A 14,068-nucleotide genomic window follows, 5' to 3' on the forward strand; every position below is an offset into this window, starting at 1 on the left:
TATTTTTTAATAAGTACTTTTATATTGTTGTATATTTATATATCGAATATTTATAATGAAAAATTCTATTTACTTTTTATTAATGTTTTTTTGTAGCGCTACTATTTTTGCTCAAAAAGATTCGTTACAATTAGGAGATAGGTATGCAGAAGATCAAATTTATACTTCTATTTCTTACGCACAATTTTTTAATCAACCAGAAAGCATAAGTAGAAGCGGATTTTCATATGCTTTTTCTGTGGGTTTTATGAAAGATCTTACCCTAAATAAAAAAGGAAATGTTTCTTTTGCTCTCGGTTTTGGTTATGGGTTTGATTTTTTTAATCACGAGCTAAAAATTGAAGAATTCAATAATAGTACAAGTTTTAGTGATGGCAGTGATTTAACATCCAATATATTTAAATCTCATAATTTAGAGATTCCTATAGAGATAAGATGGAGAACATCAACCGCTAAAAAATATAATTTTTGGAGAATTTATGGAGGTGTAAAATTCTTATACAATCTTTCTAACACCTTCGAATTTGAAGAAAATGTAGCAGTTTCAACTTTTAAGAATGTAAGTACTTACAACTCTTTTCAATACGGATTAACCCTTTCTGCTGGTTTCGATGAGTTTAATATTAATATCTTTTATAGCTTAACTCCAATCTTTGAAAATGCTACTTTTAATGGCAAAGATATTAATTCTAGTATTTTAAAATTCGGACTAATTTTCTATATTTTATAACAAATAGTTTAAGATAAGTGGTGTAATTAAACCTATAAAAAAGCCAATATAAACCTCTTTTTTAGTATGCGCCTTAAGATGTAACCTTGCACTTGCTAAAATGCCAGATAATAAGATTAAAACAATAATTACAACAATAAAAGATTGCGAATAATTATTAGTCAAAACTAAAAAATAACCAGTAACAACACTTAGTGAAAGTAAATGTATACTAGCTTTAATTTTAAAATAGAAAAGTATGTATATAATTATTAGATCTATTGAGGTAGCATAGAAAAGTAAACTCAGTTCTCTTAAATTTGGGATACTTTGCATGGTATTTCCTAAGAAATAAAATAAGAAAACCATTAATGCAACTGGTATTTTTCTTTCGGTTATACTTTTTGTTTGATAATTTTTGATCAGTTTAAATTTCTTTAACAGAATTAATATTAAAAGCGGTATTAAATAAGAAGTTATAAAAACTAAACTTAAAATTTGGAACTTCCTTTCGCTATTTAAACCTATAGGAATTAATAAAAAGTATAACATTACTCCTAATGTAGGTATTACAGTAGGATGTAAAATTGTTGATATGAATTTATGTAAATTCACTAGATTTCTTTACGCAAACGAGCCACAGGTAAATCGAGTTGTTCTCTATATTTAGCTACTGTTCTTCTTGCAATTGGATACCCTTTTTCTTTTAAAATTTTTGACAATTTTTCATCTGTTAAAGGTTTCTTTTTATCTTCTTCTGCAATAACTGTTTCTAAAATTTTCTTTATTTCTTTAGTAGAAACATCTTCTCCTTGATCATTTTTCATAGATTCTGAGAAGAATTCTTTAATCAATTTTGTTCCATAAGGTGTAGACACATATTTGCTGTTTGCCACTCTAGAAACCGTAGAAACATCCATATTAATTTTATCTGCAATATCTTTTAAAATCATTGGTTTTAACTTGCGTTCATCACCTGTTAAAAAATAATCATATTGATAATGCATAATGGTATTCATAGTAACCAAAAGTGTTTGCTGACGCTGTTTAATAGCATCAATAAACCATTTTGCAGCATCTAGTTTTTGTTTGATAAAAAATACTGCATCTTTTTGAGATTTACTTTTAGTATTCGATTCCTTATAACCTTTAAGCATATTGTTATATTCTCTAGAAACGTGTAATTCTGGTGCATTTCTTGAGTTTAAGGTTAAATCTAATTCACCATCAATAATTTTAATAGAAAAATCGGGTACAATTTGTTCTGCAATTTTATTATTACCTGCATAAGAACTGCCAGGTTTTGGGTTTAATTTAGAAATTTCTTTGTTAACATCTTTGAGTTCATCTTCAGAAATATTAAACTTTTCTTGCAGTTTTTTGTAATGCTTTTTCACAAAATGGTCGAAAGCATTTTCTAAAATATCGATGGCTAAACTTCTGGTTTTATTGCTGGTTTTAGCTTTTAATTGAATAATTAAGCATTCTTTTAAATCTCTAGCACCAACACCAATTGGGTCTAAGGTGTGAACCGCTTTTTTTAATACAGAAATTACTTTTTCTTCGGATGTAAAAATATTTGCGGTAAAAGCTAAATCATCTACTAAATCAATAATTTCTCTTCTTATATAGCCACTATCGTCTATACTACCTACTAAAAACTCTGCAATTGCACGTTCATCCTCATCTAAATTATAGGTGTTTAATTGATTTTTTAATGATTGATGAAAACTTGTACCAGCAGCATAAGGTACATTCTTTTCTTCATCATCAGATGAGTAATTGTTAGCTTGAGTTTTATAATTTGGAATTTCGTCATCACTCAAATATTCATCAATATTGATATCTTCTGCATCTATTTTTTCTGTACCAGCATCATCATATTCGTTAGATAAATCCTCATCAAAAGTATCAGATTCATCTTTACCAGTGTCTAAAGCAGGGTTTTCTTCAATTTCTTGCTTTAAACGTTCTTCAAAAGCTTGCGTAGGCAATTGAATTAACTTCATCAACTGAATTTGTTGAGGAGATAATTTTTGAAGTAGTTTGTATTGTAAGCTTTGTTTTAGCATATAAACAAATATAAGAAATCGATTAAAATAAAATCGTCATTCTTTTTAGGAATGACGATTGGTTATAGAAATTTATAATTTTTTTAAAACTCTGCGTTTTGTGGTGTTCTAGGAAAAGGGATCACATCTCTAATATTGCTCATACCTGTTGTAAATTGCACCAATCTTTCGAAACCTAAACCAAAACCAGAATGAACAGCTGTACCAAATTTACGTAAATCTAAATACCACCATAATTCTTTTTCTTCTATATCTAGTGCTTTCATTTTTTCAACCAAAACATCATAGCGTTCTTCTCTTTGAGAACCGCCTACAATTTCTCCAATTCCTGGAAAAAGAACATCCATAGCTCTTACTGTTTTTCCATCATCATTTAACCGCATGTAGAATGCTTTTATATTTGCAGGATAATCAAACAAAATAACAGGGCATTTAAAGTGCTTTTCTACTAAAAAACGTTCGTGTTCAGATTGCAAATCTGCTCCCCAATCTGTAATAGGAAACTGAAATTTTTTCTTTTTGTTGGGTTTAGAGTTTCTTAAAATGTCTATAGCTTCTGTGTAAGAAACACGTTTAAAGTTGTTATCAACTACAAATTTTAATTTTTCTAGTAAACTCATTTCGCTTCTTTGAGCTTGTGGCTTACTTTTTTCTTCTTGGGTTAATCGTTGATCTAAAAAAGCTAAATCGTCTTTACAATTTTCTAAAACATCATTAATCACAGATTTTATAAAATCTTCTGCCAAATCCATATTACCATCTAAATCCATAAAAGCAACTTCTGGTTCTATCATCCAAAATTCTGCTAAATGACGAGTGGTATTCGAGTTTTCTGCTCTAAATGTTGGCCCAAAAGTGTATGCTTTACCTAAAGACATGGCAAAAGTTTCTGCTTCTAATTGGCCAGAAACAGTTAAGTTGGTTTCTTTACCAAAAAAATCTTTAGAATAATCTATTTTACCATCTTCTGTTAATGGCGCTTTATTGTCTTCGAAACTGGTAACTCTAAACATTTCTCCTGCGCCTTCTGCATCAGAACCTGTAATAATTGGCGTGTTTACATAATTAAAGTCGTTTTCTTGAAAATATTTGTGAACAGCAAAAGACAGTTTAGAACGCACACGCATTACTGCACTAAAAGTGTTTGTTCTCATTCTTAAATGAGCGTTTTCGCGTAAAAACTCGAAACTATGTTTTTTAGGTTGTATTGGATATTCATCTGGATTAGAATCTCCTAATATTTCAATTTCTGAAACTTTTATTTCTACAGTTTGTCCTCTACCTTGGCTTTCTACTACAGTACCTTTAACCGCAATTGCAGCACCAGTTGTAATTCTTTTAAGTATGTTTTCGTCTGTGTTTTCGAAATCGATAACACATTGTATGTTTTTTATTGTAGAACCATCATTTAAAGCTATAAACCTGTTACTTCTAAAAGTTCTTACCCAACCCTTTACGTGAACTTCCTGTAAAACTGTATCCGTTTTTAAAATTTCGGCAACGTTTTTCTCTGTCATATTTTACTATTCTTTGATTTACTACAAAATTTACTGAAATGTAAAGATACTTTTTTTGAAATAAAATTGGTAATGTTTTTTTTCTTGAAATTTAAAAAACTAAAAATAATCTATCTTTGGTTAGATTTACTTAGGAATGAAAAAAGCAATTACAAACACAAAAATTTTACAACAGTTAAAGGCAGATTTAATTGGTAAAGATTCTTATAGAGGTATTACCTTAACGTATGCTTGGCTTGCCAACCAATTTGGGCACATATCTTTAGGGTTTATTCCTACATTTTTAATGTTCCATTTCTTTGAAATTGCTGCTTTAAAAGCGGCAATATATGTTTCTTTAGCTTGGTTGTGTTTCGAGATTTATAACTTTCTAGGGCCATTATTAAGTAAAAAAGAATCTGATTCTGATGTTGTTTTTATCCCTAAAAAAGCACGGTATAGATTTAGTCCTAAATGGGGTAATGTAGCTTTTGATACGTTTACGGATGTTTGCTTTTTTACCTTAGGTGCATTTTTATACTATTTGTGTATAGCAGAAAAAATAGACAATTACGTGTTACTTTTTTTAATTCTTTTAAGCATTTATCTGTTTTTTGCTTCTAGGTATTGGTTTGTTACAAAAATGTATCAATTTTATGCCAAGTTTCCTTTTCAATTTCGGTTAAGTCAATGGGATTTTAATATCAGTACAGAAAACAAGAACAAAGTAGAACGTTTTTTAAAATCTGAAAAAGGTGAAGGAAATCATTTATTAATTTACGGCAATTTTGGAACAGGTAAAACTAGTTTAGGGGTTGGTATTTTAAACGAATTAAGTATTAAAAACAATTGTAGCTCTTATCTAAATGCGATAAAAATTTTTAATTATTTTTTTGATGAAGATGATACTTTAGAAGCTTATGAAATTTGGAATTGGAAAACTGCAGATTTTTTAATGATAGACGATATCAACCCAAGTGAACCTATTCAGGATGAGTTAATATCACCCAAAAAATTATTAAGTTTTATTGATACTTTACAGCCAGAAAATAAAAAGAATAGGGCGTATTTAAAAAGTAAAAATGTAATTTGGGTTTTAGGTAGCAAAAAGTCTTTAGAAAAGGAAAAGCACAATAAATGGAAAGAAATGCTATTGCAAATTGGTGTAAATAACAATAAGATTTTTGAAATAAATTTAGAATGAAAATAAATTATAAAATGTAATTATCGTATGCAAAACTAACCAAGTGAGGCAAACTTTTAACATTAAACCTTTTGTATAAAGGTATAATTCGTTTTTCTATAGCAGATTGACTAACACCAAGTTTAAAGGCTATTTCTTTAAAAGCATAGCCTTTAGAAGCTAATTCTAAAGCTTCTTTTTCTTTTCTAGAAATACCAAGTTTGTTAAATAATTGTTCGTTTAAGGTGTCTTCAAAACCTTCTTTTTCTGGTCCGAAAGCTGCATATTGCATTACATTACCTAATTTTCTGGCATGAATTTTTTCAGAAATACCAATAACCTCTAAAATATTTCCTTGATAAGACTTGTAAACTCCAACTCTAGAAAACAAAGGAACAACCTCACCATTTTTATGAATTTTTTCTACTTCTATAGTAAAGCTATATTTATCTAAATCTTTCTTTTTGGTTTTTAAAAACTGTAAAGCTTTGTCATTTAATTCGTTAGAGAAATTTATGTGCCTTTTAGAAGAACAGCTAACAATTTTTAATAAAGTTATCTCTTCGTCTTTATAACCTAATAAATCTTCCCAACCAAAAGCATAAACCATTCTTTGTTTTACAAAAGAGTAGATATACACAGCTTGCCCTGCAAATTGAGGTACTTTTTCTTTGTATTCTAGATAAATAGGGTCATTAACATCAAAAGGAATGTCTGAAACTCTTTCTCTTGTATATTTACCAAAATTATCTTTCATACCTACAAAATTAGTAAAAACTACGTGAAAACACAGTTGATTTAACATTTTATCTGCACTATGTTTGTAATGAAAGAAAAAGTTTGTTTTTGAAACGAAAATTGCTATGAAAAGGAAAATTTAGTTTTAATAATAATCTACTCCCCAATATTTATTAATAGAAAAGCCTTTACTAAAACTATAATTTTAGTAAAGGCTTTTTGCATCATCTATTTAAAAAAAATTACTCTTCTTCTGGAGGTATAATTTTAATTTTAGGCTCTTTAAAAACTTTTTTATTCGCTATTTTCTTTTCGAAAGTTAGTAATAAAGAAGGTAGCAATAACAAGTTAGAAACCATGGCCAAAAGTAAAGTTACAGACACTAAACCACCCAATGCAATTGTACCTCCAAAACTTGATAAAGTAAAAGTTAAAAACCCAAAAAACAGCACAATAGAGGTGTAAAACATACTTACTCCTGTTTCTTTTAAAGCGGCATAAACAGAGGGTTTAATCTTCCATTTGTTCGCTATTAATTCTTGTCTGTATTTGGCAAGAAAATGAATGGTATCATCAACAGAAATACCAAATGCAATACTAAATACCAAGATTGTAGACGGTTTTATAGGGATGTTAAAAAAGCCCATTAAACCAGCAGTAATTAATAAAGGTAAAATGTTAGGTACTAAAGAAATTAAAATCATTTGTGGCGATCTAAACATCCAAGCCATAAAAATTGCGATTAATAAAATGGCTAATGATAAAGATAAAACCAAATTTGAAATTAAATAATTGGTTCCTTTTATGAAAACTAAGGCTTTTCCGGTAAGCGAAACTTCGTATTTTTCTGATGAAAATTCTTTATCTACAACAGCTTTTAATCGTTCTTGAATAACATCCATTTTGTCTGTACCAATATCTTTCATATAGGTTGTTATTCTTGCATAACGTCCTGTAGAATCGACAAAATTATTTAACAAACCAGCATCGCTATTTGTATTTTTAGTGTAAGAAAAAATATAGCTTTCTTCTTGTCTTGTTGGCAATTGGTAATATTTAGGATTGCCTTTGTAATACGCCTGTTTAGAGTATTTTACTAAGTTTACTATAGATATTGGTTTCGATAATTCTGGAAAAGATTCTATGGTTTCATTAATTTTATCCATCTTTTGTAAGGTAGATAATTTCATTATCCCTTTTTCTTTTTTGGTATCGATTAAAATTTCTAAAGGCATTATACCTCCAAATTCATTTTCAAAAAATTTAATGTCTTTATAAAAGCCCATACTTTTTGGCATGTCTTCTATTAAACTTCCAGAAACTCTAATTTTATAAACGCCAATAATGCTTAAAACAATAAAAAGAACTGTAGTAAAATAGACCGCAATTCTTTGTTCTCTTACCATTTTTTCCATCCAATTCACTACATTTTCTATCCATCTTCTTTCTAGGTGGTTTAAATGTTTTTTCTTTGGATGAGGCATAAAGCTATAAATGATAGGTATAATCAATAAAGCAAGAATAAAAATACTGATGATATTTACAGATGCTAAAATTCCGAATTCGCGAAGTAAATTACTTTTAACAAAAACAAAGGTTGCAAAACCAGATGCAGTTGTAATGTTGGTCATTAAAGTAGCATTACCAATTTTAGAAATTACTCGTTGTAAAGATTTTGCTTGGTTACCGTGTTTTTTTATCTCTTGTTGATATTTATTAATCAAGAAAACTGCATTTGGTACTCCGATTACAATAATTAAGGGCGGAATTAAGGCTGATAAAACTGTGACTTCGTAATTAAACCATCCTATAAAACCAAAAGCCCAAATAACACCAATTAATACTACTAATAAAGTGATAAAAGTTGCTCTAAAAGATCTAAAAAAGAAAAAGAAAATAATAGCTGTAATTACTAAAGCACCTAAAACAAATAGTAGAATTTCGTCTTGTATATTTTGTGCGTTTAAGGTTCTAATGTAGGGCATACCAGATATGCGTACATCTACATTATTGTCTTTTTCAAATTTTTCTACAATAGGGATAAGACTATCAAAAATAAAGTTTTTACGTTGAGGCGTATTTATAATTTCTTTATTAATGTAAATAGCAGTTTGTAATGTACCTGTTTCTTTATTAAAAAGTAAGTTGTCGTAAAAAGGAAGTTTTTCGAACAACTGTTTCTTTATTTCGAATACTTGTTCTGAGGTTTCAGGCTCATCATCATATAAAGGCTCAAGTACAAATTTTCTTTTGTTTCTATCTGCTTTTAATTTTTGAACATCTGCAATAGAAAGTGTAAAGTCTATTTCTTCTAGCTCATCAAACTCATCAACCAAACGATTCCAAGCATTAAATTTTTGGGGTGTAAAAACAGTAGAATCTTTTATACCAAGAATCACTAAGTTACCTTCTTCTCCAAAAATTTTTAAAAATTTGTTGTATTCTAAGTTAGCTTCATGATTTTCTGGCAACAGATTAGCTTCTGTATGCGAAAATCGAATGTTTTTCATTTGCGAGGCTAATAAGCCTGTAATGATAGCAATACCTAATAAAACCAAGTAGCGGTTTCTTAAAATTATACCCGCAACTATTGTCCAGAAATTCATTTAAAAAAAATTTGTGCAAAGGTAGTTAAAAAGTAGTGGGTAATAGAAACAAAAAAGAGTGTTTTAAAAACACTCTTTTTTATGGTTTAAACAGGTATTAAACTGTCATTATTTCTTTTTCTTTTACAGAGAGAATGTCGTCTATGTTTTTAATAAAAGTATTGGTTAACTCTTGTACATCGCCTTCTGCATTTTTTTTCATGTCTTCTGAAATGTCTGTTTTTTTGATGTCGTTATTGGCATCTTTACGCGCATTTCTAACACCAACTTTAGCGTGTTCTGCTTCTGCTTTAGCTTGTTTAGCCAAACCTTTTCTGCGTTCTTCGGTTAAAGGTGGTACGTTTATCATAATTACATCACCATTATTCATTGGGTTTAAACCTAAATTTGCAATTTGAATTGCTTTTTCTATAGGTTGTAACATGTTTTTTTCCCAAGGTTGAATGCTTAGTGTTCTTGCATCTGGTGTATTTACATTGGCAACTTGGCTTAATGGAGTTTGAGAGCCATAGTAATCTACCATAACTGTACTTAACATAGCAGGTGTTGCTTTACCAGCTCTAATAGAGCGTAATTCTTTTTCTAAATGCGCTATGGCATTGTTCATTGCTTCTTTAGCCGTATCTAAAATAAATTCAATTTCTTCATCCATCTTTTTAAAATTTAAAGATTCTTTTATAAAACATCAACAACAGTACCAATCTTTTCTCCAGAAACTAATTTCATTAAGTTTCCTACTTTATTCATATCAAATATAATGATTGGTAATTTATTTTCTTCACTAAGGGTAAAGGCAGTCATATCCATTACTTTTAATCCTTTTGTAATTACATCTTTAAAAGAAATAGTATCAAATTTTACTGCATTTTTATCTTTTTCTGGATCTGCATTGTATACACCATCTACTCTTGTACCTTTTAAAATAGCATCTGCATGTATTTCAATTGCTCTTAAAACAGCAGCTGTATCTGTAGTAAAATAAGGATTACCAGTACCAGCTCCAAAAATTACAACTCTCCCTTTTTCTAAATGTCTAATCGCTTTTCTTTTAATGTATGGTTCTGCAACTTCTTTAATTTCTAAAGCGGTTTGTAAACGTGTATGTACATCTTCATCTTCTAAAGCACTCTGTAAAGCCAAACCATTTATACAAGTTGCTAACATACCCATATGATCTCCTTGTACACGATCCATACCATTACTGGCTCCTGCAACACCTCTAAAAATATTTCCACCACCAATTACTATGGCAACTTCTATACCTTTATCCACAACTTCTTTAATTTCTTTAGCATATTCTGCCAGACGTTTTGGATCTATACCATATTGTCTATCGCCCATTAAAGCTTCACCACTTAATTTTAAAAGAATTCTTTTGTATTGCATTTTAGTTGTATTTAATCCCAATTATATGGGAATTCTGGTTTGCGCAAAATTAAGTATTTTTTTTATTTATCATCTAATCACTGCTACAGTTTTAGTTTTTAATTCTTTAGAGAAATTAAATACGATTCGAAATTACTGAAATAGAACTGTTTAAAGAGTTGTGAAATCAATTTAATTGATTAATTTTGCACTCGATTTTTTAAGAACTAGATTAAAGAGAAATGAATATTACAAAAGAGAACGTAGATGCATTAAATGCAGTTGTAAAAGTTGATATTGTTGCAGAAGATTATCAAGCAAAAGTAACAGAGGTTTTAACAGATTACCGTAAAAAGGCAGATATTCCTGGTTTTAGAAAAGGCCATGTACCAATGGGTATGGTTAAAAAACAATATGGTAAATCTGTAATGATTGATGAAGTTAACAAGCTTTTACAAGATTCTTTAAATAAATTTATAACTGAAGAAAAATTAGATATTTTAGGTAATCCTTTACCAAGAATTCAAGACGATTTTAATTGGGATGCAGATACTTTTTCTTTTGAATTTGAATTAGGATTAGCTCCAGAATTCGAAATTGATTTATCAGCAAAAAATAAAATTAAGCAATATAATATTGTGGCAACTGATGAATTATTAGAAGAAGAAGTAAAAAACATTCAGACTCGTTATGGAAAAATGAGCTCTTTAGATGAAGCTACTGAACATTCTAACGTTACTGGTACATTTGTTAACGAAGAAAAAGAAATCAACAAAAAAGGTACTTTTTTAGTTAACGATTTAAAAGGTAAGAAAAACGAAAAGAAAGTTATTGGTGCTAAAGTAGGTGATGTTATTGAGTTAGAAACTAAGAAATTATTCGAAGACGATCATAAATTACAACACTTATTAGGTGTTTCTCACGATGAAATTCACGATTTAGATATTACTGTAACTTTTACTGTAGAAGAAATTACAAAAACAGAACCTGCAGAATTAGATCAAGAATTGTTCGATAAATTATTTGCTGATGGTAGTGTTACTACAGTAACTGAATTAAAAGAAAAAATTAAAGAAGATGCTGAAAAGCAATTCGAACAACAAGGAGATCAATATTTATTAAATGCTGTACAAGAGTATTTAATAGAAAATACAAAATTCGATTTACCTGCAGAATTTTTACAAAAATGGTTACAAACTGCTGGCGAAAAAGAATTAACGCCAGAAGAAGCAAAAGAAGAATATAAAAAATCTGAACAAGGTTTACGTTATCAATTAATTGAAGGTAAGCTAATGAAAGATAACGATATTAAATTAGATTATGCTGAATTGGTAGATTACGCAAAAGGATTTATCAGAACGCAAATGGCTCAGTTTGGTAACATGAATCCAGAAGAAAAAGAATTAGACGATATTGCTGGTAGAATTTTACAAAACCAAGAAGAAGCGCAAAAGTTACAATCTCAATTAATTAGTCAAAAATTATTGACTTTCTTTAAAGAGAACATCAACTTTAAAACAAAAGAAGTTTCTTACGAAGAGTTTGTAAAAGAGGCGTACAAGAAGTAATTTTTTGATGATATTTTATCATCTTTAGTAAAGAAGAGATATCATAAAATATGATAAAACCTGAATTGAAAAATTCAGGTTTTTTTGCCTAAAAACTGTAACATAATATTAAGAGAATAGTTCTTATCTTTACAAATCAAAATATTTTAAAAGAATCAAGAAATGAATTACGGAAAAGAGTTCGAAAAATATGCTACTAAACATCATGGAATCAGTAGCACTGCATATACCAAAATAACAAGTAGTTTAACCCCATACATTATGGAAGAACGCCAAATGAACATTACTCAAATGGATGTTTTTTCGCGTTTAATGATGGATAGAATTATCTTTTTAGGTACAGGTATAAACGATCAAGTAGCTAACATTATACAAGCACAATTATTGTTTTTAGAAAGTGTAGATGCTAATAAAGATATTTCTATTTACATAAATTCGCCAGGTGGTGGTGTTTATGCAGGTTTAGGTATTTATGATACCATGCAATTTATTAAGCCAGATGTGGCTACAATTTGTACAGGTATGGCAGCTTCTATGGGTGCAGTTTTAATGTGTGCAGGGCAAAAAGGAAAACGCTCAGCTTTACCACATTCTAGAATTATGATTCACCAACCTTTAGGAGGTGCACAAGGTCAAGCTTCTGATATAGAAATCACTGCAAGAGAAATCTTAAAGTTAAAAGACGAATTGTATGCTATAATTGCAAATCATTCTGGGCAAACAATAGAAAAAGTGCATAATGATTCAGACAGAGATTACTGGATGAAAGCAGACGAAGCTAAAGAATATGGAATGATTGATGAAATTTTAGCTAGAAAATAAAAAGCCATAAGCTATAAGCCATATGCAATTTGTTTAAAAACCATTTTGCATAAGGCACAAAGCATATTGCCTAAAGCCAATTAAATGTCGAAAGAAGAAAACTTAGAGTGTTCGTTTTGCGGACGTAAAAAATCTGAAACAGATTTACTAATTGCAGGTATGGATGCTCATATTTGTGATAAATGTATAGAGCAAGCACATGGTATTGTAGAAGAAGAAATTTCTGAATCTAAATCGAGTAGTTTATCTAAAGATTTAACTTTAAAAAAACCATTAGAAATTAAGCAATTCCTAGATCAGTATATCATTGGTCAAGATGAAACAAAAAGAGCAATGGCTGTTGCAGTATACAACCATTACAAAAGATTGTTACAAGAAGACACAGATGATGATGTAGAAATAGAAAAATCGAACATTGTTTTGGTGGGTGAAACTGGTACAGGTAAAACCTTAGTAGCCAGAACAATTGCAAGAATGTTAAACGTACCTTTTTCTATTGTAGATGCTACTGTGTTAACACAAGCAGGTTATGTTGGCGAAGATGTAGAAAGCATTTTAAGTCGTCTTTTACAAGCAGCAGATTACGATGTAGAAAAAGCGCAAAGAGGTATTGTTTTTATTGATGAAATTGATAAAATTGCAAGAAAAGGCGATAATCCATCCATAACCAGAGATGTTTCTGGAGAAGGTGTACAACAAGCCTTATTAAAATTATTAGAAGGTGCTGTTGTAAACGTAGCTCCAAAAGGAGGGCGTAAACATCCAGAGCAAAAATTTATCGAAGTAAATACAAAAGATATTTTATTTATTGCAGGTGGTGCATTTTCTGGCATAGATAGATTAATTAGCAAACGATTAAATAGGCAAGCAGTTGGTTTTGGAGCCTCTTTAGAAGAAGACAAAATAGACGAAGAAAACTTATTACAATACATAACACCTTTAGATTTAAAATCTTTTGGTTTAATACCAGAAATTATTGGGCGTTTACCGGTTTTAAGTTACATGAATCCTTTAGATGCTAAAACATTACGAGCTATTTTAACAGAGCCAAAAAACTCAATTATTAAACAATATGCAAAGTTGTTTGTAATGGATGATGTAACGTTTACTATAGAGGAAGATGCCTTAAATTATATTGTAGAAAAAGCAGTAGAGTATAAGTTAGGTGCAAGAGGATTGCGTTCTTTATGCGAAGCTATTTTTACAGATGCAATGTTCGATTTACCAAGTTCTGAAGAAAAAGAATTTAACGTTACCAAAGAATATGCAGAATCTAAATTGTCTAACAGCACTTTAAAAAAGTTAAGAGCAGCATCTTAATTTTTTTGCGTTACCTTTCAGGTCAGGCTTTACACTATATCTTTTTTCCGAAAAAGAAAAAAGGATGTCGTTTCAATCCTTAACGCATATTGCTAATTTTAAAGTGAAGTTCGCAAAAACAACAAAAAGAAATAAGGCTTTTTAATATTTAAAAACCCTTCAGGTTTTTATTGCCTGAAGGGTTTAAAA

Annotated in this window: 12 protein-coding genes; 5 read left to right on the top strand and 7 right to left on the bottom strand. The window is 29.5% G+C overall.

Annotation, left to right across the window (positions count from 1 at the left end; all coding sequences use genetic code 11):
• The first annotated feature begins 55 nt into the window (after positions 1-55).
• The gene (locus ACWYN7_RS01020) at positions 56-730 is read left to right on the top strand and encodes a porin family protein (protein ID WP_462857987.1); all 675 of its coding nucleotides are present in this window, start codon (positions 56-58) and stop codon (positions 728-730) included.
• On the opposite strand, the gene ACWYN7_RS01025 is transcribed toward ACWYN7_RS01020, so the two are convergent.
• The 3 genes from ACWYN7_RS01025 to asnS all read right to left on the bottom strand — a co-directional run bounded on the left by ACWYN7_RS01025 (position 725) and on the right by asnS (position 4,298).
• The gene (locus ACWYN7_RS01025) at positions 725-1,324 is read right to left on the bottom strand and encodes a hypothetical protein (protein ID WP_462857988.1); all 600 of its coding nucleotides are present in this window, start codon (positions 1,322-1,324) and stop codon (positions 725-727) included. The genes ACWYN7_RS01020 and ACWYN7_RS01025 overlap by 6 nt on opposite strands.
• Complete coding sequence (rpoN, locus tag ACWYN7_RS01030; RefSeq protein ID WP_462857989.1) at positions 1,324-2,781, bottom strand: RNA polymerase factor sigma-54; 1,458 nt, start codon at positions 2,779-2,781, stop codon at positions 1,324-1,326. The genes ACWYN7_RS01025 and rpoN overlap by 1 nt, the downstream gene beginning before the upstream one ends.
• A gap of 83 nt (positions 2,782-2,864) precedes the next feature.
• Positions 2,865-4,298 (bottom strand): asparagine--tRNA ligase, encoded by a 1,434-nt coding sequence (gene asnS, locus ACWYN7_RS01035; protein WP_462857990.1) that lies wholly within the window; start codon positions 4,296-4,298, stop codon positions 2,865-2,867.
• A 136-nt stretch (positions 4,299-4,434) separates the two neighbouring features.
• On the opposite strand from asnS, the gene ACWYN7_RS01040 reads away from it, so the two are divergent.
• Complete coding sequence (locus ACWYN7_RS01040) at positions 4,435-5,481, top strand: hypothetical protein (RefSeq protein WP_462857991.1); 1,047 nt, start codon at positions 4,435-4,437, stop codon at positions 5,479-5,481.
• Positions 5,482-5,488: 7 nt separating this feature from the next.
• Here ACWYN7_RS01040 and ACWYN7_RS01045 read toward each other — a convergent pair whose 3' ends face one another.
• The 4 genes from ACWYN7_RS01045 to pyrH form a co-directional block, all read right to left on the bottom strand.
• Positions 5,489-6,217, bottom strand: coding sequence for a helix-turn-helix transcriptional regulator (locus ACWYN7_RS01045; RefSeq protein WP_462857992.1), 729 nt, complete (start codon positions 6,215-6,217; stop codon positions 5,489-5,491).
• A 223-nt stretch (positions 6,218-6,440) separates the two neighbouring features.
• Positions 6,441-8,804, bottom strand: coding sequence for an efflux RND transporter permease subunit (locus ACWYN7_RS01050; RefSeq protein WP_462857993.1), 2,364 nt, complete (start codon positions 8,802-8,804; stop codon positions 6,441-6,443).
• Between the two features lie 97 nt (positions 8,805-8,901).
• Positions 8,902-9,456: a ribosome recycling factor gene (gene frr, locus ACWYN7_RS01055; RefSeq protein ID WP_462857994.1), complete on the bottom strand. Its 555-nt coding sequence runs from the start codon at positions 9,454-9,456 to the stop codon at positions 8,902-8,904.
• 23 nt (positions 9,457-9,479) lie between these two features.
• Positions 9,480-10,190: a UMP kinase gene (gene pyrH, locus ACWYN7_RS01060; RefSeq protein WP_462857995.1), complete on the bottom strand. Its 711-nt coding sequence runs from the start codon at positions 10,188-10,190 to the stop codon at positions 9,480-9,482.
• Positions 10,191-10,411: 221 nt separating this feature from the next.
• Here pyrH and tig point away from each other — a divergent pair, with 221 nt between their 5' ends.
• The 3 genes from tig (at position 10,412) to clpX (ending at position 13,879) form a co-directional block, all read left to right on the top strand.
• On the top strand, positions 10,412-11,737 hold the full coding sequence (gene tig / locus ACWYN7_RS01065) for a trigger factor (protein WP_462857996.1): 1,326 nt from the start codon (positions 10,412-10,414) through the stop codon (positions 11,735-11,737).
• 162 nt (positions 11,738-11,899) lie between these two features.
• Entirely contained in the window at positions 11,900-12,559 is a 660-nt protein-coding gene (gene clpP, locus ACWYN7_RS01070) for an ATP-dependent Clp endopeptidase proteolytic subunit ClpP (protein ID WP_462857997.1), read from the top strand.
• A gap of 84 nt (positions 12,560-12,643) precedes the next feature.
• Entirely contained in the window at positions 12,644-13,879 is a 1,236-nt protein-coding gene (gene clpX, locus ACWYN7_RS01075) for an ATP-dependent Clp protease ATP-binding subunit ClpX (RefSeq protein WP_462857998.1), read from the top strand.
• Positions 13,880-14,068 lie beyond the last annotated feature (189 nt).

Source organism: Polaribacter sp. M10 (assembly GCF_054968445.1).